Here is a 22,602-nt window from a genome sequence, read left to right as displayed (position 1 = left end):
ACCGTTTAAAACTTATTTTTTATAAATATTTAATATAAATGATTTCATTAGCTTATTCAGGTACTCCAACTATACAAGCTACAATCTTATGATCTATATTTTCGTGTACGGGCAATTCATTTAAAATAAAATCAAGTGTTTTTAAATCTATACTTATGCGCTTAATTTCTGTTTTTGTTTTTAAACTATTCAAATTGAATACAAGTCTATTAGTTTTATATCTATTTCTTTTTGCATCTAAAAAAGGTTGCAAAATATCTATCCATAATTTTGCATAAGCTTCAAAGTCAACGTCTCGTTTCTTTGGATGGAATAATTTCAATAACTCCCTTATTTTTAATTTGTAATTCAAGTCTATCGTCTTGTCTTTTAGCTTTTCTTTAAGTATATATTCTGACACTTTTAGCGCTCTTCTTTTTTTTGCTGATAATAACTCTATTTCTTTGTCTTGAAGTATCGATAAATATTTTCTTAGGTATTTATCATTCCACTTCACTTGATCGCTTTTTTTGGAAATATGCAACCTCAATTGTTCACAAATCTCAGGAAATTCTGTGTAGATTTCTTTTTCAGAATTTGGCTTTATAAAATACCATTTAGGATTCTTGTTGCCATCTCCACGAGTACAAAAGAAGCACCACTCTGTATTAGTTCTTACAAAGCTAGCTTTAGTTTTTATAGTTTGTACTATTCCTTCATAGACATTATATTCATCTTCTGTTATTAAAGCTTTTTTACCTTCTTTTAAATCCATAATTGGCTTAAAACTATCATGAATTCCTTCCCAAGAACTATCTTCAGAAATATAATCTTCAAATTCTTTAATAACATCTTCTATACTATCTACATTTCCGAAATGTCTGTGCTTTAGTTCATTAGGTGGTTGAAAATTTGAACCCCACATTTCAGAAATTATTTCATTTAATTTTAATAATCTTTTATCTCCATTAAGTGAAAATTCTTTCGAATCTATAGGCCAATAAATATCGATAGATTTATGAGGTGTATCCATTCTATCAACCCGTCCTAAACGTTGTTCTACAATACGAATAACACTTGGTAAATCTAAAAGGGTTACTGCTGAAGCCAACTGTAAATCTACTCCTTCGGACATTTTATCAGAACAAAGTGCAATTATAACATCTTTATTTTTAGAAGTTAAATGAAAGTATTCCAAAACTTGTTCACTGTCTTTTTTATTGGCTCCTGTCGCCGCTAATACTTTTATATTTGGATAGCTTCTCTTAATTAAATGTTTGAAATAGTTAAGGGTAATAACTGAACTATCAAAAGCTATAATCTTAGTATGGCCTTTTAATTGTTGTACTAATGTTTCTATTTTACCCAGTTCTCTACTATTGGATAATTGCTCAGTTAATTTTGCTATCTCCTTATAGATTTCATATTCTTCTTTACAAGATTGAATGTATTCCTTTTTATCTATTAGCCAACTTGGTTTCTCACAGTCTTTGAATATTCTGCTAATTGTAGGTGTTTTATCTGACTGTATTAATTTGTCTATTTCTTCTAATTTGATTTTGTTTTTTTGTTTTTTAGGGCAATCAAATTTCATTATGCTTAATACTTTATTGAGTCCTAAAATATGTTCAAGTAACGCAACTTTAGATGATCTCAATCTAGAACGTATCATATAAATAGATAATTTTTGAGATGCAGTAATTCTATTGTTTATATAATTTTGTTTACCTTCTTCGGGTAAATCAAACTTTGGCTTATTTATTTTTTTGAGATAGGTAACTCCTTTTATTTTCTTACATAATTCATTTATTTTAAGTACTATTTTAATATCTGTTTCTGTTTCCTTTGTCTCATAAGTTTTTGTATTTTGAAAAGGAAATTTACATTCATTATTTAATGCATTTTTATATTTTTCAGGCTCTCTGTCTATTTGTTTGTTAATGACAGATTTTGTGCGTCTCACAGTAAACTTGCTAACAAAACTTTTGAGCATTTCAATATTAGCTTCATTTTCTAAACCTGGCTTTTTTTTCAGTTCTGAATAAGCTTTGAAACTAACGTCATCTAGATTATCAATATCAAGTAATTCGACAATTTTAAGCAAATCATTTATTTTTTTATTAATAGGAGTCGCAGTAATTAGAATTTTAAAATCAGCACTATTTTTACGAATAGCCTCACTACGTTTTGTGGATAAGTTCAAGTAGTTATGGGCTTCATCTATGGCTAAAATATTTGCAAGTTTTAGTTCTTGTAAAGCTTCTTCTAGTTTTTGTTTTTTCGCATTACTTAATATTCCAGATGATGTTTGGTTATTGGTTACAGTTGAGAGATTCAAAAATTCTTTTTTCCATTTTTTGACTACTAAAGGAGGACAAATAATTAAGGAGTTATCTTTATGTCTTCGACCTGTTTCCCATAACCAGTTTTTTAAAGCTAGAATGATTGTTGAACATAGTTTTGTTTTTCCTGCTCCTGTAGGATCTGCAATTAACACATTGGAGTTTTCTTGTAAAATTGAAATGGCTTGAGCTAGTCCTCTCCATTGTGTAGGCCAAAGATTTGTTTTTTCGAGTTTAGACATTAATAAACTATATTCGTCTAACCAATCACCATTTAGAACTTCAGTTATAGCTCTTGCTAACGCATCTTTCCAATCAACTTGTTTTATTAACTTTTCTAATAGTTGAATTATTTGCGGATAATCTTGTGCTCTGTCAAAGTAATTTTCCGCTATTAGTTTTGTCTCATTATATTTTTTTAATTCATATTCTTTAGAAAATCTTGTATTAGCTTCTGTTTGAATGTTAAGTCCATTTTTACTAAAATTGGAAGAACCTAACATAGCCATTCTATTGCTAACATATATCTTAGAGTGTTGTCTTTCAAAAAAACGTATAATAATTTTATTATCTTCTATTTGTTTAATTAAATTCATAACACTACCACCAGAAAGAATTGAAAGTCCTTTTTTTAACCAGTATTCTTTAATTTCTTTCTCAAGTGGCCAAACATGATATCTTTTTCTTCCAATAGCATTAGGTTCAAATCCTAATACAATTTTAACTTTTTTCAACTTTTTGAAATCTCTATTCCCAAAAGTATCGATAAGATGAGAAAGAGAAGTGAAACCTGTGATTACAATTAGTTCTCTACTTGTATCTATATCCTCTTCAAGTATTTTTTGAACAGTTCTATTATACTCTTTCAAGTTAAGAGGGAAATCTTCTTGTTTGGGCCACAGCTCTACCTGATAATGAATATTTTGATCAAAAAGTGAATACTGTGTCATGAGTAATAAAATCTAGAGTTTCTGTACTTTCTAACTTCGTAAAATATAGTTATAACCAATTTGAAAAATTTATTTTTCAAATTGCCTTTCTTTAGCTATTTTATTTAATATTCTGGTCATATAACTATTTCATTAATGTGTTTCAAACTTATTGTAGTACTGAGTTTCTAATGTAATAGCTACAAAACACTCAAAAAGATAAAGTTCAACAGGACTTTCTATAGGTAAAATAGCTGCCGATGTCTTTTCTTTAAGTAATCTTTTAAAAGGTTCAGAATAGATTTTGAAGTTTAATGCCCCTCTACCTCCTATATGTTTTTTATGATGTTTTTCCTGATACCATTGCGCTCCCATTGTATAGCATAATGATGATGTAAAATGATTTCTTCCCTTTATATGTTGCTGAATTCTTTTTAATACACCTCTTGATAGACCTGTGTAAAATGGTTCTTCTTTGTGGTAGAACACATAAATGCCTTGAAAATCTTCTTGGTTTTCTAATACTCTAAAAGTCTTCTTTAATTTATTTCTTGATGAAGAAAACCCAATACCACCTCCAAAAAAGTCTTTGACTGTAAATCTATTATCAAGATCTGTTAGCTTAATTAAATTCTCTTCAAACTTTTCCGTTATTTCATAATAAGTTCTAATATCGGGAACGACAAAATTTTTACCCCAATCAGATTGTAATTTTATTTTTGGTTCGTTTATTCCCATTATTGAACAATGTTATTATCATCTCGCAAGTCTATCCTTTTTGAATTGATATTAAATTTTTTAAACTTATATCTTACATAAGTCGACATTGCTTGTTCATGTGTGGATAGAAATATTTGAGTATCACTGAAATCGTTTCTTAACACTTCTACAAAACCTGCCGTATTCATATCATCCATAGATTGTACAGGGTCATCTATAAGTAATAATTTATTGGATGAGTATTTTTTATTTAATGCAAGTGTAAAAGATATTATTAAAGCAGATAGTTGTCCATTACTCATAGAAAAAACCGCATCATAAGTTTTATCTGGATTGGTAACAAACTTTATTTTATCGTTTTTGTTTTTAATAAATAACCCTAGACCTCCATAAAAATCTTGTACAATTCTACCAGAATAAATATGAAATAGTAATTCTATGTCTTTTATTAACTGATTATTATACCATTTTAAAGTTTCTTTTAAAGACCCTATTATATTATTAACCTTAGTGTGGGATGCTTCACATTTAGCTTTTAGTGATTCTGTATTAGTAATGATCTCATTTTTGACTTTTAAACTTTCATTTTGATATATAGAATATCTATACCTTATGTAAGTTTTTTTGTTTAAGATTTCATCAATTTTAATTTGCTGTAAGTCGCTAATGCTTTCTTTGAAATATGTATTGAATATATCCTTAAAATAAGATTTTATTAAGGTTTCGTCATACTCTTTTAATTGATCTCTAAGATATATTACTAACTCCTCTATTTCTTCCTCCTCATTATCTCCTAGAAAATTTTCTTTCGAGATATATTCTGAATATTCAATATTTAATTGTTCTAATACATCCTTAAATTCTAAATCTTCTTTTTTTAAATCTTCCTCAAAAAAATCATCTTTAAAATATTCCTTATTGTATATAAAATCGTTAAACGAACGTTCAAAGAATTCTTGTAACTCTTTTACCTGGTTATCAATGAATGATTTTTTTAGATCATCTAAATCAGAATTTATATCATCATTTAAGGCTTTTAATTCTATTTTTTGTTTTTCTATTTCTTGTAGTAAGTTGTCTGATTTCTCCCAATTATTACCACATAAAGGACATATTCCTGTTTTTTCAATAGTACTATGAAAATCGATTAAATGATTTTTCAAAACGTCTCTTGCAGAGAGCACATTATTATATATTTTAGAGGTGCTATCAGAGTTTTTATATATAATTTTTAATTCTTCAAGCTTTTGTTCGTAATCCTCTATGACTTTTATTGAATTAAATTCTCTTTTAATCTTTTCATTAATATCATACTTGTCACTTATTAAATTTTCAAAAGTGAATTGATTCAATTCTATTCTTAATTTAGTAACAACTTCAACAATTTCTTTTTCTTCTAATAATCTCTCACTATTACTAACAAAATGGTCATAATAATATAGTCTGGTGATAGCCTCTTTATTACCTAAAACTGTATTCAACTTTGTGTTATATAGGCTATCGATAAATGGTGTTTTATTGGTTACTATATTTTCTAGCTTAATCAATAATCCTTGCTCAGAATCCAGAAGAAACTTATAGGGTATTTTATTAAAATCTAATTGTTCTGCATCCCAACTGTAATCTTCATTTTCAAAAAGTGCTTGATATGGCACTTCCTTTTCATCAATCACTTCTTCTTTTAATATTTTTATTTCTTCATTTACATCCTCTATTTTTTTGTTGAAGCCATCATTATGGTTTTTTAACACTTTACTTAGATCAATAAATTTTTGAATTTTATTTTCAAAGTCCCCAGTATTAAAAAGGTAGCTAATACTATTCTTTTTTTCTCTCTCATTTGCTTTCAATAAATAGAGACTATCTTCTTGTTCTATGTAATTTAAAAACTCAAAATCGCTCTTATAACTACCGCCTAAAAATTGAATTATATAATCATTTTCTTTTATGTTTTCTTCTATAACATCTTCTTCAAAATTATTGATGGTGTAGAGTTTAAAATCATTGAAATTTAAGATTGTACTTAAACTTTCTTTACCTTTTGTTTGTCTGACTATAAAGTAATCTGTGCCTTCATGTTCAAACTGAACTTTTAAAGTAATTGAAGAACCATCACCATTTATATTATATAAAGGATTCTCATTTCTGGTTTCTCTTTCATCTATTAGCATATTTTTTAAAGAGTCGTACCTTCTTATAGTTCCTGTAAAAACAAGCTCTATTGCATCAAAAATGGTTGTCTTCCCAAAACCATTAGAACCATCAAAAACAGTAAGAGAAACATCACTAAAATCAAATACTTTTTCTGTATATACTTTAAAATTTTTAAGATATAATTTTTTAATTTTTATGCTCATTCTTCATCAGTAATAAGAGAGTGCAACTCATCAAAGTTTAACTCCTTGAGATTAGATATTTGTTCTATTGTCAGTCTTTCGTCGATTAACTCAAAGTCACTCAATAATTCTTTTGAGGATAAGTTTTCCTTAGATTTTTCAAATAGGTTTTCCAATCCTTTTTCAGAAGTGATGCCTAGTTTTATAAAGGGTAACTTCTGAGAAATTGTATACAATAAGTTATGCCAAGTATATTCTGAATAGGTCTCTTTATATTCTTTAAATGTTGTATCATCAACAATTAAATTTTTAATTGCTTCAGGGGTTCCATTCTCTGAATTTGATAATAATTCTTCCAACTTCTCATTTGTATATCCTAAAACATATTTTTTAAATTGAAATGGATCTTCTTCTATACTTAGTACCTCTCTTTTCCAATCCACACTATCTTGCATCTCAGTTAGCAATAATAGTGAAGTGTTTTTATCAAAATCTTTAAGTTGAAGTACTTCTTTACATTCTTCAAACCACTTATCTTGAAATTCCAATACAGAGGAAAGTGTATCTATTTCTACTACTAACCAGTAATAGGAAATGTTTTCTATATTTTTTTGAAAAAAGGTATTTGAATGAATTTTAACACTCTCAAACCCTTCATTTAAAAATAGTTTATTAATTAACTCATTCATTTAATTTTTGCTTTGCTTTTTCAAGAGATACCAAACCTATATCACTCCACTTTGTGATATTATTTTTAACAGGGTTTTCATCTCCTATGTAATTTTGAATATTAAGATTTTCTTTAATGCTCTCTACATCAATATCAGATGTTATTAATTTATCGGACTCGTACGGTATTTCAATATCAGTATCATTTATGTTCTTATAAATATTTTTACATAAATCTTTAGTATTAGAAGAACCTTGATTTATGGCGGTAGCTGTATATTTTAGTTTGTTAGCATCCATCCAAGTTAAGTTTTTGCCTATTTTACCTATTGGCTCTATTAATTGAAATAAGATTTTTAAGAACGCTCCTTTGAATTCATCTTTTTGTATGTTTCCATCTTTAAAATCAATTATGTCATTAAACTGTATTTTTCTATTTGGTAAAAGAGAGGTAATGAATTTTAATATACCAGCTTTATCGAGTGCATTAATTTGCTGTAGATAATTGCTTAATTTTTCTTTTTGTGCGTCTGTCATTATATCTCCATCCTCCTCAATGTCTTCTTGAGTTTCTATGCAAAATTCATAGTGGTATTGATTTAACAACTTTTTGGTCAAAAAAATGTAATATTCATCACTTAGTAGAGTTTGTGGATCTATCCGGATCTGATCTTCAAAATCAGATAAAGGTATTATCAAATGATATGCTCCTTGCCTTATTGGTAAATCCTCTTTATGATTTTTACTGTGTATTGTTATAATTTGACTAGAGATTAAAGCTTCTAAATTATTTTTAAGTAATTCTAAGTTTTCAGGAGTATTATGGTGATCTAATCCATTGTTATTTAAAAATGTAGAAATTTGTTCCTTACATTTTATATCAATTTCATCTAGACCACAGTAACCATTATCACCATATTGATTGTAAATATCAATGCCAGGATGTGTCTCTTTAATTTCCTCAATTGTCTTTTCATTTTTTACTGCTAAATGAAAATAGGCACCATTACAAGGGAAGTCAACTAATCTTTTTTCTAATTTTTCAAAAGCTTCTTTATATGAAGAGTATAAATTACTTTTCATAGCTTTTACTTGATGCAATGTTACTGTTGTTATTTGTCCATCAACTAACTTTGTGATTGCAAAGTCCTCTAATGAATCTAATTGAACACTATATTCTGAAATATTAGAATCTATATTTAGTAAATGTAGTACATGATATAATGCTACTTTACCTTGATATATAAAACCACTCCAAGTTGCGGCTGCTGTGTGGATATCATTAGGGTCTATTAATCGGGTCATTGTTTTTTATAATCACTATATGTGTTCTAAAAATAATATTAGTTGCTTAACATTTTTTACGGAAAATCACATAATCAATATGTGCATTTTTAGGGGATAAGTAAAAATCGTTTTAATTTATTGAAAAACAAACATTTTAATTAAGAAATTACTTGCCAAATTTATAAATTATATTATCAAGTATCTATTTTAGAACTTATTATACTCTAGAAATAAATTCAATATTTAATTTTTAGACCCTTGTACTGAATGTTCTATTTGTGATATATTAATAAGTTTTCAATAGAAAAACTTAAGCACCCTAAGGGGTGCTTTTTGTGGTTAGGGGAAAAGAAGAAAAAGGTGTAAAAACAGTAGTTTTTACGGGCTTTTCGGTAGATATAGCGGTATCTTTAAGTAGTTGGGAATCCAATGATAACAAGCAAAATCGCCGTTAATCCTTTTATTCTTGTAAGCATATGAAAACCATAAAGCGCATCGCCACTTTTAAACATTTTATAGGAGATTTAAAAATCACATATGAAAGAACTACTTTACCCACGTTTAAGATTACAAACTCTCAATCTGCTTATGAGTTTATACGACCATACTATGCGGTAAATATGGATAATAAAGAGGAGGTACGTGTTATTTATTTGAATAATAATAACAATGTAGTGAATGTATCTTTACATGCTATTGGTGGGGATAGTTTTGTTTCTGTTCCTATTAGGGAAATTTTACAACATGCTTTGGTCTTAAAAGTAAGAGCGATTATTATGGTGCATAATCATCCTTCTGGGCAAATAAAACCCTCAGTTCAGGATATTGTTATTTCATGTGAACTAAAGAATGCTTGTACCCAAGTAGGACTAAAATATTTGGATAGTCTTATTGTAACTCGGGAACATTATTATTCTTTAAGTGATAATGGAGATATAGATTAAAACTATTTTCTTTTTAATTTATTTAATCTGGTCTGATAAGCTTGCGCATATTCTCTTTTTGTTTTTTCATCAAGATATGAAGCATCTATTAACGATAAAACCTGTTCTTGCTTAGCAGTAATATCTATAAATAGTTTATCGACTTGCTTTTTAGATAACCCAGTGAGTTCTGCCAAGGTGTAAAATTGTTCTGTTACTTTACCTTTTGTCCTATTCAGGGGTAATAGCCCATCAATTAAGGCAAAGTCTTTATCTTCAATATGTATTCTACTATTCAATAAATCATAAGCAGGGCTTAATTTAAAGTCACCCAAAGGCGTTTCTATCAAAGAAAAATTTTTGAAATGTGCATCTCCGTTAGACATCAAATAATTGAATACTATTAGCTTAAATAGTTTAATAGCTTCTACCTTGTAGGCGGGGACATACTTTTTCAACAATTCGAAAATCTCAAAATAATTCCCGAGATATTTAAAATCACTCCCATGTGTTTGTGGAGTTCGCTGCGCTAATGAAGCAAAATCTTCCTGAGCTAATTTGCTACCATTACCTGTAACGTCAAATCGTTTTGTTAGATAGGCAGGTGTTCCATCCTTAAAAAAAACTAAGGCATTATCGGCAGTTTCAATAGTAAAAACCTGGCTTGCAATTTGCATGGTTAAATGTTCATTAGCAGGCATTTGTGATCTCTTTTTTCCAACATTAGGAATTGGTTTTAAAATGTATTGCCCCTGTTCCGCTTCGGCGATTAAGCGTAATTTGTTTTTATCCAGTACAACAGAAAATTTTTCTTGTACACCAGAGATAGATATTCGTTTTTGGTTCTCTTTAAATAATTCTTCAGCAATACTATTATTAGCAGGAGATTTATAGGGTAACAGGGGGCTTACTTTTCTCCCTCCAAACATTTTTTTTAATGCCAAAGGGCTATAGTTGCTAAAACCCTCTTTTAGTGTGCCAGGACAATATTTTATTGTTACACTCATTATTAATCTATCTTTCTAATGGTTACTGCACCTATCGTATCTTGTTCCGCAGTATTTAGCAATAAGCCAAATACATCATCTTTATCAATACGCATTTCAAAACAAACCACCTCTTTATTAGTTCCCTCTGGAAGCATATTGTAAAAAAAAGGAAATAAGTAAGCTGAACGGTATTCTTGATTAGTCTTAGGTAAAGTGAGGCTTATTGCTGGTTTATTACTGGCTTCAAACCATTGATCCGTATATTTAAAAATAAAGCTTCCATCATCTAACTGGGAAAGTTTACCTGATACTTCTTTCTTATATAAAACCCTTGCCTCTCTCATGATTTATTATCTAGTGATTTAACTTGAAGCGTAAGTTCTAAGCCCAAGGCATCTGCTAACTTTTGTAATGTTTGTATAGTAGGGTTTCCCTTTCCACTTTCAAATTGCTTTAGGGTACGAAGCCCCACACCCGAAAGCTCTGACAACATTTCCTGTGTAACTTGAAGCATTGCTCTACGCTTCTTAATAGCTATAATTAAATCCTTAAAGTGCATTATACGGCTCTTTTTGCGCTAATATATAAAATATTATTTAAGAATAAAACAAATAGTGTATTTTAATGCACTTTTGTGTAGAAATGTTTTTAAATCCTGTAATAGTAACCCAATAGTGTAGTTTATAGCTCTTTTTGATAAGTTTAAATTACCTTCCCTGAAACTATATAAATGATTCTTATTCGAATAAATAACTATATAGTATATATCAATATATACATATTTACGTATCTAGTCTAACAAATGCCTCAGCAAAATCTTTTAATGCCAATATAAAAGTCTTTAGTATTAACTTCAGAGGTGATCAAAAATATAGAATTCTTATTTTTTAGATTATCCAGAATTTTTCTATTGAATATTTATCCATAACCTCGACAGGAGTGGCTTCTCACGTTCTGCAAAGCTCCGCTTTGAAAATAATTCAAATAAAAAAACGCTCAAGCAAGCTTGGCGTTTTTTCTTAATTGAACTATTTATCTGTGACCTCGACAGGATTGACTTTGTCTTTCCTGATAAAGCTCCGCTTTGAAAATCACAAAAAGAATCACTTCTCAATTTTCAAAAAAAGAAGCGAACTTCATTTTTGAAACTCGCTTCGCAATTCACTTTTTTGTGATTTATCCGTGACCTCGACAGGATTCAAACCTGTAACCTTCTGAGCCGTAATCAGATGCGCTATTCAGTTGCGCCACGAGGCCTTATATTTCCAGAATAAGGCATATTATACTCCTTATTTAGGGCTGCAAATATATTTCTTTTTAAATTTAACACAAAATAACTAAGGATAAATAAATGGAATTTAAATCATATATAAGAGACGTTAAAGATTTTCCATCAGAAGGGATTGTTTTTAAGGACATTACACCACTATTGCAAGATGCTACAGCATTTAAAAAAGCTGCAAATGCATTATTTTCTTTACTAGAAGGTCAAAAAATAGACAAGGTAGTCTGCTTAGAGAGTAGAGGTTTCTTTTTTGGATCTTTATTAGCAACGAAGTTAAATGCGGGTTTTATTCCAATCCGAAAGCCAGGAAAATTACCATCAGAAGTGATGCGTACTACCTATCAGTTAGAATATGGTACAGATACTTTAGAAATGCATACCGATAGTATTGCTAAAGGAGATAAGATTTTATTGCATGATGATGTTTTAGCAACTGGGGGTACAGCAAAAGCAGCTTGTGAACTTATAGAACAATTAGGAGGAGAAATTGTACAATGTAATTTTCTAGTAGCATTAGACTTTTTAAATGGAAGAGAAAAAATTAAGCAATACCCTATAAAATCTTTAATCCATTATTAACTAGTTTTAGGAACAGATGGCATTGGTAGTCACATAATACCGCCATCCAATAATAGCCAATTGAAATTTAGAAGCTTTTGCTAAATCTAATCGTTTTTTAGAAAAAGAAGGTAAAAGCACTTTATTTATTTTTGCTAAAAGTTTGAAAAATGATTTTTTCATGATTCGGTTGGTTTTAACAAATATAAAAGAAAAGATTAAAATAAGCTCATCAACAAGCCTGCCTTAAGGCAAGCTTTTGAATCTCTTCTGGTTTTGATGAGCGTTTAAGTTGTAAATAATTTTGAATATATAGGCCTATATGATTCTTCTTACGCTAAAGTCATGATCAGTGACAGCGTTAATAACAATAATAGTTTTGCAAGAATAATCATAGTTGTGTGTTTAAAGGTTAATACTTGTTTTTAGGTTTTGTAATTAGTGTTTTTATTAATTATTTTTCAGTGTTATTTTCCATCATCTTTTTTGCTAAATCTGCACCAATTAAAGATTCCAGAAGATTTCCATTAGTGTTTTTCCCATTATTTCCTTCAATAAATATTTCAGGAAGGTTCAATTCTTTTAGTTGTTTAGCTACACCAACAGATGTTTTGTAATTCCATTCTGCACGTTCTTGTGGTGTAAGACCAGCACTAACTAATTTTGCATTTTGGTATGCCTCAGCATCAGCAGAAACTTTTTTACTTAAAGCTTTAAACTTTTCTACTTCAAACTGTTTCTTTTCTTTAATTAAATTGAATTCAGCAACTTTTGCTTCAGTTTCAGCTGTAATAGTTTGTTGTATTTGCTCTTTTTCTAGTTTAGCCCTTTCTGTTGCTTTATCTGCTTCACCTCTGGCCTTTTCTTTTTGTGCTCTATAGAATTGGCGTTCTGCTTGTTGTTTTTCTAATTGCGTTTGCGCTACTTCTTCTTTTTGCAATTGTAGGCGGTTATCAAAAGTTTCTTCCCAATCAATTTCTGTTACTACAGCTTGTATTACAGTAAGACCATAAGCTTTTAAAGAGTTACCTTTTTCACGAACTGGTTCTCCATTTTTAATTTGTATGCGAAACCTTTTCTTTTTGGTGTCTTTATTAACTATTGTTCTAATAACGCTACTATCTCCAATAATTTCTCTAGTCTGGTTATCTGCATATTCTTCCAAAACATACATTCCATTTTCTAACTGATCTTTAAAATAACGGTCAAAATCAGAAGCTTGTCCCGAAATATAATCTTGAGCATCCATTAATTTACAGGTGTTCTTAATAGACTGGTCTATATTGGGTATAATACGAGAGCGAATCATATTCTGCTCTGTTTTATTTCTACCTGCAACAGAAAGAAATTGGGCATCATCATCGGTATTAATACTGATGACTACAGACGTTGCTATTCTGGCTTTAACGGCATCACTAAAAGCCCAATATTTAGCAGCATCAACATTAGCATATTCACTTTGGTCACCTAAAGCACCATCTTGCTCAGGAATAACATATTTTATAGGCATTTCAAATTGTAATGGAATCAATCGTCCCCACATTTTGGTATGAATCCCTTGATTAAAAACAGCCTTTTGCCCACCCCAAGGGTATTGTACGGCATATGCGGTTCCAGGCTCTGCATAAAAGAAGGCTCCAGAAATAATGCTCATAGCAAAACCAACTAATGCAATTTGAATACTACGTTTTGTAGTAATTGCTTTTAAAAAAGGAATATTTTTTTGAAACGGTTTTACAAATAAAGTTAACAATCCAATAATAATAATTAAAATTCCTAAGTATGTTATCATAATGTATAGTATTAAAGGTTAGTAATTTGTGTGTGATAATCGATTATTCAATCAATATATAGGATTGAGATTATATGTTCCAAATTTTACCATACGATTTATTACATTTGAATACGATTATGTAACTGAAAAAATGAATTGTATTTCAATATTTTTAAGTATATCTTAAATAAAGTTATATTATGTAATATTAAAATGTATATATTGTTTTAATTTGAAACAATTGTAGGGCTATTTTGGTTTGTTTTCTAAAATGCAAGGGAGTTTTCATTTAAAAATAGGGCTATTTTGTTCATTTCATTTTTTTGCCTAAAAATAATTTGCTAAAAAATAAGAATATAATTTATGTGTATATGGTATAAATAAGTATTCATTGTGAATACAAAAACGGAGTTGTTATTTCTACTATATTTGCTCAAAAAATTAAACAATGCAAGATTTATTATATATTGTTTTAGGCTTACTACTTTTAATTTTTGGCGGAAATTGGTTACTAAAGTCAGCAGTAGCTTTATCATTACGTTTAAATATTCCTAAAATAGTAATTGGGATGACAGTGGTTTCTTTTGCAACTTCTGCTCCAGAATTAATTGTGAGTATAAAAGCTGCCTTAGACGGTTTTCCAGATTTAGCTTTAGGAAATGTAGTAGGTTCTAATATTGCAAATATTGGTCTTGTATTGGGTATTACAGTCATATTAGGAACTATTAAGGTTAAGAAAAGTTTTTATACCACAGATTGGCCTGTAATGATGCTTGCTTCTGTATTGTTTTTTTGCTTCATTTATTGGGATCAGGAAATACAGCAGTATGAAGGTATTATAATGGTTGTAGCACTTTGTGCATTTTTAGTATACCTACTCCGTTTTCAAAAAACTGCTGTAGAAGACGAGCTACCAGAAGACGATGAGTTATTACCGAATTATAAAACAGCTTTATATTTAATACTCGGTGGTGTTGCCTTATGGGGAGGTTCAGAATTATTAATAAATGGTGCTGTTGGTATGGCAAACGCTTTTGGTGTTAGCGAGCGTATTATTGCAGTAACTGTTGTTTCTGTAGGGACTAGTATTCCAGAACTTGCCGCATCTATTATCGCTATTATTAAAAAAGAGAAAGCCATCTCGCTTGGTAATCTACTAGGTTCTAATATTTTTAATATTCTTGCTGTTTTAGGCATTACTTCTATTATTACACCAATAAAAGCAAAAGATTTAGGTTTGTTAGAGAATGATATCTTTTGGATGTTAGGCATCTCATTTTTAATACTTCCCTTAGTATTTTTCCCCAAAAAGATGCAATTAGGAAAATGGGAAGGACTATTGCTACTTGCTATTTACATCAGTTTTGTTTATTTGACGATAGCATAGTTTTATTTTTAAGTACTTAAAAATTTCTATAAAAAAAGTGCCAATGAACTAACATTGGCACTCCTAAGTATAAGAAATAATTTGTTGTTAAACTTTTGCAGTTTTAACTGTTTTTACTATTCTAGCAGCAATCTTATATGGATCTCCGTTAGAAGCTGGTCTTCTGTCTTCTAACCAACCTTTCCATCCTTTCTCAACTGTAATAATTGGAATACGAATAGAAGCTCCACGATCAGAAATTCCATAGCTAAAGTCATTAATAGAAGCCGTTTCATGCTCACCTGTTAAACGTTGGTCATTAAACTCTCCATAAACAGCAATATGCTCTTTAGTAACGGGTCTAAATGCTTCACATATTTTTTCATAAACTTCTTGGCTTCCACAAGTTCTTAATGTTGTGTTAGAGAAGTTTGCATGCATACCAGAACCATTCCAATCCATATCTTTTCCAAGTGGTTTTGGATGATACTCAATATAGTAACCATATTTTTCAGTTAATCTGTCTAATAAATATCTGGCAATCCAAATTTCATCTCCTGCTTTTTTAGCACCTTTAGCAAACAATTGAAATTCCCATTGTCCACTTGCAACTTCTTGATTAATACCTTCAAAATTTAAACCAGCATCGATACATAAGTTTGCATGTTCTTCAACTAAAGATCTTCCATGTGTGTTTTTTCCACCAACAGAACAGTAGTACATCCCTTGTGGTGCAGGATATCCACCAACAGGGAAACCTAAAGGTAGTTGTGTTTTAGTATCCATGATAAAATATTCTTGCTCAAAACCGAACCAGAAATCATTATCCTCATCTTCAATAGTAGCTCTTCCATTTGATTCATGTGGCGTTCCATCGGCATTCATTACTTCTGTCATTACCAAATAACCATTAATACGATCTGGATCTGGGTAAATTGCAACAGGAACTAATAAACAGTCAGAAGAACCGCCTTCTGCTTGTCTTGTTGAGGAACCGTCAAAAGACCAATTTCCTAATTCTTCTAATGTTCCTTTAAAATTTTCGTGTTCTTCAACTTTGGTTTTGCTTCGTAAGTTTTGAGTTGGTTTGTAACCATCCAACCAGATATACTCTAATTTAATTTTGGCCATAATATTTTTTGTTATTAAAAACTTTTTCCAAAAATAATTATTTTAGCTTATAGTTCTAATTTTTAAGGGTATAAATGTCTTTTTTTCGGATATAATTTTGCATACCCTTATTTTTTTATGGGTATTTTGAAAAATATTTATTTTTTTAGGATTAAATTAATAATTCGCTAATTTTGCTAACTGTTATATTAAGGTAGAAAATATGTCTAAAATAAGATTTGATGCAATCTCTAAAAGTCATGATAGAGCACGTATTAATATAGAAGAAAAAGGAAGGCGTTCGGAGCTGTTTGGAATAAATGTTTTTAATGAAGAACGCATGCTTCAATACTTAACAAAAGATGCTTTAGAAAGTGTTAAAGCTGCTATTTCTTCGGGTTCTAAAATAGATCGGAAAATTGCGGACCAAGTAGCAGAATCTATGAAAGCTTGGGCTATTTCTATGGGGGCTACTCACTATACGCATTGGTTTCAACCCTTAACTGGAGCAACAGCCGAAAAACATGATGCCTTTTTTGATTTGCTGCCCGAAAATGGCAAAGCCTTAGAGAAATTTGGTGGAGGACAATTAGTACAACAAGAACCAGATGCCTCTAGTTTTCCAAGTGGTGGTATAAGAAATACTTTTGAGGCTAGGGGGTATACCGCTTGGGATCCTACCTCACCTTCTTTTATTTATGGGACAACCTTATGCATCCCTACAATATTTGTTTCGTATACTGGCGAAGCACTAGACAATAAAGCGCCTCTTTTACGAGCATTGAGTGCCGTAGACGAAGCTGCGACTGCCGTTGCTAAATATTTTGATAAAAATGTTTCTAAAGTAAATGCAACTTTAGGTTGGGAGCAAGAATATTTTTTAATAGATAAAGCATTAGCGTATTCAAGGCCTGATATTGTACTAACAGGAAGGACTTTAATTGGTCAAGAAGCTCCAAAAGGACAACAATTAGGCGATCATTATTTTGGTGTAATTCCGGATCGGGTATTAAGCTTTATGAAAGACTTAGAAATAGAATGCACTAAGTTAGGAATTCCAGTAAAAGCAAGGCATAACGAAGTAGCACCAAACCAGTTTGAACTTGCACCAGTTTTTGAGGAGGCTAATTTGGCAGTAGATCATAATTTATTGCTCATGGATGTTATGGACAAGATTGCTAATAAACATCATTTTAAAGTACTTTTTCATGAAAAGCCTTTTGCAGGAATAAACGGTTCTGGGAAACACAACAATTGGTCGTTAATGACAGATACTGGTGTTAACCTGTTGAGTCCAGGTTCTACTCCAATGAAAAATCTACAGTTTTTAACCTTTTTTATCAATACTTTAAAAGCGGTAAATATATACGAAGAATTGTTTAGATCATCTATAGCATCTGCTAGCAACGATCATAGATTGGGTGCTAATGAAGCACCGCCAGCTATAATTTCTATTTTTATTGGTGAGCAATTGAGTAGGGTTTTGGATGAATTAGAAGGAGTATCACAAGGAAAATTATCACCAGAGGAAAAAACAGAATTAAAGTTAAATGTAGTAGGGAAAATTCCAGAAATTCTTTTAGATAATACGGATCGAAACCGAACTTCTCCATTTGCTTTTACAGGAAATAAGTTTGAAATGCGAGGCGTAGGCTCCAAAACCAATTGTGCTAAGCCAATGACGGTTTTAAATGCAATTGTAGCAAAGCAATTAAGAGACTTTAAAAAAGAGGTTGATGCATTAATAGATAAAAAAAGCCTTAAAAAAGATGAAGCTGTTTTTAATGTTTTACGTGAATACATAAAGACTTCTAAAAGAATTCGATTTGATGGAGATGGGTATAGCGATGATTGGGAAAAAGAAGCAAAAAGAAGAAAATTAAGCAATCATAAAACAACTCCTGAAGCATTACAGGTTTTAACTTCTAAAGATAGTTTAGCACTTTTTAAAGCTACAAAGGTGATGAGCGAAGTTGAGGTTGCAGCACGTAAAGAAGTAGAGTTAGAAACCTATATTTTTCAAATACAGATAGAAGGCAGAGTTTTTAATGAGTTGGTTTATAATTTTATTATACCAAGAGCTATAGAATATCAAAACCAACTTATAAAAAATGTGCAAGGTTTAAAGGATATTTATGGAGCTGCACATAAAAAAGTATCGGATGGACAGTTAACCATTATAGAACATATTGCGGAATATCTAGAGGCATTAAAAAAGAAAACGGATATGATGACAGACGCCCGTAAAAGTGCAAATGCGTTAAAAGATATTAATAAAAAAGCCTTTGCATATGCAGATAATGTTAAGCCGTATTTTGATGAGATTAGATCGTATTGTGATAAACTAGAGCGATTGATGGACAACAAATTATGGCCATTAACCAAATATAGAGAGCTTTTATTTCAGAAATAGTATTTATGTTTATGTAAAAGTTTATAAGTTTAGTAGTTTAGAGATTAAGGGTATTGTCCTTTAGGGATGTAAGTATCAAGTCTTATTTATAAGCTTAGACCTTATTATTTATATAATAGTAAATTTATAGAATGAAAGTAAGGTGGATACTTTTAATGATAGTAATTTTTATATCATGTAATAAAATACCTGAGAATAGAGAGAACCATAGAATAGAGTTTTTACATAGAGATGTTTATTTGCCATTAGGGTATAAAAAAGTTTCTTTAGAAAGTCAACTTAAAAAGTTAAGGAATAAAGGTAAGTTTAGTTTAGCAGAAAGGCTCTATTCTGGAAGGCTACAAAATATTCAGAAATCTAATTCAAAGCATGTGTTATTTTATGATGAGAAAAACACATATAATACAATATCATTTATGCTTGGAAAATTAATTCCTCTACAAAAGAAAATGGTAGATATGTATACAAATATGCTTGAAAAAGAAATATTTGCTCCTACGGAAAAAGATGGATATACATTTGAAAAACTTGAAAGTGAATTGTTGTATCAATATAAAGCAAGTTCAATAAAGGTTAAATATGAACAAAAGTTAGGAGATGAAATTAGCTATCTGACTCAATATGTTATCACTTATAAAGGGCAAACCTTTACAATAGTTGTAGCAAATGAACAGAATATAGATTTTGAAGATATATTAGATAATTTTGATTATTAATCTAAAATCTCTTTGTGCTTAATTCTATTATCTTTTTAGTTTTTTATACACCCATTTTTATAGATTCTACTATTTTTGTCCAAAATACAGATTATGAGTTCATCTAATAGTGAAAGATATAATTTACGTGGTGTTTCTGCTTCTAAAGAAGATGTGCATAGTGCTATAAAAAATATAGACAAGGGCCTATTTCCTAAAGCATTTTGTAAAATTGTGCCAGATTACCTTACCAATGATGATGATTATTGCTTAGTAATGCATGCGGATGGTGCTGGGACAAAATCTTCTTTAGCCTATATGTATTGGAAAGAGACTGGAGATATAACGGTATGGAAGGGTATTGCGCAGGATGCCTTAATTATGAATATAGATGATCTTATCTGTGTAGGGGCAACAGATAATATTTTACTTTCTTCTACCATTGGTCGTAATAAAAATAAAATTCCTGCAGAAGTTATTTCTGCAATTATCAATGGAACAGAAGAATTAATTTCGGATCTAAAAAAACATGGAATTACCATTCATTCTACTGGGGGAGAAACTGCTGATGTTGGTGATTTGGTAAGAACTATAATTGTAGACTCTACTGTAACAGCACGTATTAAAAAAGCTAATGTTATAGATAATGCAAATATAAAAGCTGGTGATGTTATTGTAGGATTAGAATCTTTTGGACAAGCAACCTATGAGCAGCAATACAATGGTGGAATGGGTAGTAATGGACTTACTTCTGCTCGCCATGATGTGTTTTCTAAATATTTAGCCAAAAAATACCCAGAGAGTTTTGATGCTGAAGTGCCAGAAGATTTGGTGTACTCTGGGAAAGTAAAATTAACAGATGCAGTTGAGGATTCTCCCATAGATGCTGGTAAATTGGTTTTATCACCTACTAGGACATATGCGCCAATTGTAAAAAAAATATTAGAAAAATATAATGCTGATACACTGCATGGAATGGTACATTGTAGTGGAGGAGCGCAAACAAAAATTCTTCATTTTATAGATAATTTACACATTATAAAAGATAATTTATTTGAAGTGCCTCCATTATTTAAACTGATACAGGAACAGTCTGGTACAGATTGGAAAGAAATGTATCAAGTATTTAATTGTGGCCATCGTTTAGAGTTTTATGTTGATGAAGCTATTGCAAATGATATTATTGCTATTGCTAGTAGTTTTAATGTAAAAGGAAAAATCATAGGAAGAGTAGAAGCACTTGCAACCAAAAGGTTAACAATCAACAGTGTGCATGGAAATTTTGTTTACAAATAATATACGAATCTCAATATTTTTTCGTTAGCTGTTAAAGAACATAATCATGCAAAGAAAAGAATTTTTAAAAAGTATTGGTGCGGCAGCTGCTTTTGCAGTAGCTTTTCCTTGCTTGCATGGCTGCTCAACCGATTCTGAAGTCATTGAGGTAGCTCCCGAAGATATGTTACCAATTCCTACAGGTATAGATTTTACTATAGATTTAAATGCTCCTGAAGCTGAAAATTTAAAAACGAACGGAGGTTTTATTCTTAAAAATTTTGTTGTTATAGTAAAAAACTTAGAAGGTAATTATGTGGCTGCAAGTCAAATATGTAGTCATCAACAAACAGAAGAAGTTCGTTTTATAACAGATGATGGTGGAATTTTTCGTTGTTCCACTCATGGTTCACGTTTTGACCAAACGGGAAAACCGCTAAATACTGTTACAAACAATCCCCTGAAAATTTTTAATACTGAAATACTAGCAAATAATATGCTACGTATTTTTGAATAAGATATACTTATGAAAAAAATATTTTTTTTAATAGTACTATTATCATTCTCATTTGTTTCTGCACAAGAATGGGAAGCAACCTATCAAGACGCAGTTGCAACAGCAAAGGCAGAAGAAAAACCAATAATTTTAGTTTTTACCGGTTCTGATTGGTGTCCACCATGCATACGATTAAAAAAAAGAGTTTTAAATTCAGAAGAGTTTAACGCTTATGCTAAAGATAATTATGTTTTGTACAATGCAGATTTTCCTAAGAAAAAAAAGAATGAACTATCTGAAGAAAAGCAATTAGAGAATAATACACTTGCAAAAAAATACAACCCAAAAGATCGTTTTCCTCATATTGTTATTTTAGATAGTAAGGAAAACATATTAGGAAAAACCAGTTATAAGAAAGAATCTGTTTCTACATATTTATCAATTTTAAATAACTTCTTAGATTGAAAATAGTAGTTTATTTTTTTTGTTTTTTACTTTATATAGGCAGCTATGGTCAAGGAAAAAAATATGTTACTGTAGAACGTTCTGCTAAATTAATGGGCTATGACTTTAAATTTACAATAGTAGCAGAAAACGAAGATATTGCCTATATTAATATCCAAGAAGCTATAGCCGAAATCACTAGAATAGAAAAAATAATTTCTTCATGGGATGCCACTTCAGAAACTTCGAAAGTTAATAAAAATGCTGGTATAGCTGCTGTGGAGGTAAGTAAAGAATTATTTGAGTTGGTAGAAAGAGCACTTAAAATTTCGGAACAAACAAAGGGCGCTTTTGATATTAGTTATGCTTCATTGGACAAAGTGTGGAGGTTTGATGGAAGCATGAAATACCCACCAACAGAGAAAGATATTGAAATGTCTGTTGCAAACATCAACTATAAAAATATTATTTTAAATAAGGAAAAGCGCACCATTTTTTTAAAAACAAAAGGGATGAAAATCGGCTTCGGTGCAATTGGAAAAGGATATGCAGCAGATAAGGCTAAAGAACTTATGCAAAGAAAAAATGTATATGCTGGGATCATAAATGGTTCAGGAGATTTAACTACATGGGGAAAGCAGGTAAGTGGAGAGAAATGGGCAATTGGTGTTACCAACCCTTTAGATAAAGGAAAGGTTTTTTCATGGATCCCTGTTATAGAATCATCCGTTGCAACTTCTGTAAATCATGAAAAGTATGTTGTGTTTAATGGAGAACGCTATTCGCATATTATAAACCCCAAAACGGGTTATCCAAGTACCGGTATTACAAGTGTTTCTGTTTTTGCGCAAAGAGCAGAATTATGTGATGCCTTGGCTACAAGTATTTTTATTATGGGAGTAGAAAAAGGTTTGTCTTTTATAAACAACCTAAAAGGAGTAGATGTTATCATTATTGATGCGAACAATAAAATACATCAAAGTAGTGGAATGTCATTAAAGAAATAATTTTA

20 protein-coding genes and 1 tRNA gene are annotated in these 22,602 nt (G+C 30.3%); 9 read left to right on the top strand and 12 right to left on the bottom strand.

Going from position 1 to position 22,602, the window contains the following annotated elements:
- Positions 1 to 52 precede the first annotated feature (52 nt).
- From ACZ451_RS00250 to ACZ451_RS00230, 5 genes are all read right to left on the bottom strand, one after another.
- A complete protein-coding gene (locus tag ACZ451_RS00250) occupies positions 53 to 3,271 on the bottom strand; it encodes an SNF2-related protein (protein ID WP_464215066.1) in 3,219 nt (1,072 codons plus the stop codon).
- 132 nt (positions 3,272 to 3,403) lie between these two features.
- On the bottom strand, positions 3,404 to 3,988 hold the full coding sequence (locus tag ACZ451_RS00245; RefSeq protein WP_464215064.1) for a GIY-YIG nuclease family protein: 585 nt from the start codon (positions 3,986 to 3,988) through the stop codon (positions 3,404 to 3,406).
- Positions 3,988 to 6,327: an AAA family ATPase gene (locus ACZ451_RS00240; protein ID WP_464215063.1), complete on the bottom strand. Its 2,340-nt coding sequence runs from the start codon at positions 6,325 to 6,327 to the stop codon at positions 3,988 to 3,990. Before ACZ451_RS00240 ends, ACZ451_RS00245 begins: the two co-directional genes overlap by 1 nt.
- Complete coding sequence (locus ACZ451_RS00235) at positions 6,324 to 6,995, bottom strand: ABC-three component system middle component 1 (RefSeq protein WP_464215062.1); 672 nt, start codon at positions 6,993 to 6,995, stop codon at positions 6,324 to 6,326. The genes ACZ451_RS00240 and ACZ451_RS00235 overlap by 4 nt, the downstream gene beginning before the upstream one ends.
- Positions 6,988 to 8,280, bottom strand: coding sequence for an ABC-three component system protein (locus ACZ451_RS00230; protein ID WP_464215061.1), 1,293 nt, complete (start codon positions 8,278 to 8,280; stop codon positions 6,988 to 6,990). The genes ACZ451_RS00235 and ACZ451_RS00230 overlap by 8 nt, the downstream gene beginning before the upstream one ends.
- A 458-nt stretch (positions 8,281 to 8,738) precedes the next feature.
- Between ACZ451_RS00230 and ACZ451_RS00225 the strand changes: the two genes are divergently transcribed.
- On the top strand, positions 8,739 to 9,206 hold the full coding sequence (locus ACZ451_RS00225) for a JAB domain-containing protein (protein ID WP_464215060.1): 468 nt from the start codon (positions 8,739 to 8,741) through the stop codon (positions 9,204 to 9,206).
- Between the two features lie 2 nt (positions 9,207 to 9,208).
- Here ACZ451_RS00225 and ACZ451_RS00220 read toward each other — a convergent pair whose 3' ends face one another.
- The 4 genes from ACZ451_RS00220 to ACZ451_RS00205 form a co-directional block, all read right to left on the bottom strand.
- Entirely contained in the window at positions 9,209 to 10,192 is a 984-nt protein-coding gene (locus ACZ451_RS00220; RefSeq protein WP_464215059.1) for a type II toxin-antitoxin system HipA family toxin, read from the bottom strand.
- A 2-nt stretch (positions 10,193 to 10,194) separates the two neighbouring features.
- A complete protein-coding gene (locus tag ACZ451_RS00215; RefSeq protein WP_464215058.1) occupies positions 10,195 to 10,518 on the bottom strand; it encodes a HipA N-terminal domain-containing protein in 324 nt (107 codons plus the stop codon).
- Positions 10,515 to 10,733: a helix-turn-helix domain-containing protein gene (locus tag ACZ451_RS00210; protein ID WP_464215057.1), complete on the bottom strand. Its 219-nt coding sequence runs from the start codon at positions 10,731 to 10,733 to the stop codon at positions 10,515 to 10,517. Before ACZ451_RS00210 ends, ACZ451_RS00215 begins: the two co-directional genes overlap by 4 nt.
- 624 nt (positions 10,734 to 11,357) lie before the next feature.
- Positions 11,358 to 11,431 (bottom strand) — tRNA-Arg (locus tag ACZ451_RS00205).
- A 94-nt stretch (positions 11,432 to 11,525) separates the two neighbouring features.
- Here ACZ451_RS00205 and ACZ451_RS00200 point away from each other — a divergent pair.
- The gene (locus tag ACZ451_RS00200; protein ID WP_464215056.1) at positions 11,526 to 12,038 is read left to right on the top strand and encodes an adenine phosphoribosyltransferase; all 513 of its coding nucleotides are present in this window, start codon (positions 11,526 to 11,528) and stop codon (positions 12,036 to 12,038) included.
- Between the two features lie 6 nt (positions 12,039 to 12,044).
- On the opposite strand, the gene ACZ451_RS00195 is transcribed toward ACZ451_RS00200, so the two are convergent.
- Both ACZ451_RS00195 and ACZ451_RS00190 read right to left on the bottom strand, forming a co-directional pair.
- Entirely contained in the window at positions 12,045 to 12,200 is a 156-nt protein-coding gene (locus ACZ451_RS00195) for an SsrA-binding protein (protein ID WP_464215055.1), read from the bottom strand.
- A 271-nt stretch (positions 12,201 to 12,471) separates the two neighbouring features.
- On the bottom strand, positions 12,472 to 13,809 hold the full coding sequence (locus tag ACZ451_RS00190) for an SPFH domain-containing protein (RefSeq protein WP_464215054.1): 1,338 nt from the start codon (positions 13,807 to 13,809) through the stop codon (positions 12,472 to 12,474).
- 430 nt (positions 13,810 to 14,239) lie between these two features.
- Between ACZ451_RS00190 and ACZ451_RS00185 the strand changes: the two genes are divergently transcribed.
- Entirely contained in the window at positions 14,240 to 15,178 is a 939-nt protein-coding gene (locus tag ACZ451_RS00185) for a calcium/sodium antiporter (RefSeq protein WP_464215053.1), read from the top strand.
- A gap of 87 nt (positions 15,179 to 15,265) precedes the next feature.
- Here ACZ451_RS00185 and ACZ451_RS00180 read toward each other — a convergent pair whose 3' ends face one another.
- Positions 15,266 to 16,288 carry a glutamine synthetase beta-grasp domain-containing protein gene (locus tag ACZ451_RS00180; protein ID WP_464215052.1) on the bottom strand — a complete coding sequence of 341 codons (1,023 nt, stop codon included), beginning with the start codon at positions 16,286 to 16,288 and terminating at the stop codon, positions 15,266 to 15,268.
- 202 nt (positions 16,289 to 16,490) lie between these two features.
- Between ACZ451_RS00180 and ACZ451_RS00175 the strand changes: the two genes are divergently transcribed.
- From ACZ451_RS00175 to ACZ451_RS00150, 6 genes are all read left to right on the top strand, one after another.
- Positions 16,491 to 18,680 (top strand): glutamine synthetase III family protein, encoded by a 2,190-nt coding sequence (locus tag ACZ451_RS00175; protein ID WP_464215051.1) that lies wholly within the window; start codon positions 16,491 to 16,493, stop codon positions 18,678 to 18,680.
- A gap of 131 nt (positions 18,681 to 18,811) precedes the next feature.
- The gene (locus ACZ451_RS00170; protein ID WP_464215050.1) at positions 18,812 to 19,396 is read left to right on the top strand and encodes a hypothetical protein; all 585 of its coding nucleotides are present in this window, start codon (positions 18,812 to 18,814) and stop codon (positions 19,394 to 19,396) included.
- Positions 19,397 to 19,489: 93 nt separating this feature from the next.
- Positions 19,490 to 20,671, top strand: a complete 1,182-nt coding sequence (locus ACZ451_RS00165) for an AIR synthase related protein (protein WP_464215049.1) — start codon at positions 19,490 to 19,492, stop codon at positions 20,669 to 20,671.
- A 46-nt stretch (positions 20,672 to 20,717) separates the two neighbouring features.
- Complete coding sequence (locus ACZ451_RS00160) at positions 20,718 to 21,167, top strand: QcrA and Rieske domain-containing protein (protein WP_464215048.1); 450 nt, start codon at positions 20,718 to 20,720, stop codon at positions 21,165 to 21,167.
- 9 nt (positions 21,168 to 21,176) lie between these two features.
- Positions 21,177 to 21,611, top strand: coding sequence for a thioredoxin family protein (locus ACZ451_RS00155; protein WP_464215047.1), 435 nt, complete (start codon positions 21,177 to 21,179; stop codon positions 21,609 to 21,611).
- Entirely contained in the window at positions 21,608 to 22,597 is a 990-nt protein-coding gene (locus tag ACZ451_RS00150) for an FAD:protein FMN transferase (protein ID WP_464215046.1), read from the top strand. Before ACZ451_RS00155 ends, ACZ451_RS00150 begins: the two co-directional genes overlap by 4 nt.
- Positions 22,598 to 22,602 lie beyond the last annotated feature (5 nt).

The organism is Allocellulophaga tsushimaensis (assembly GCF_055383085.1).
This window is presented reverse-complemented; position numbering and strand designations above follow the sequence as displayed.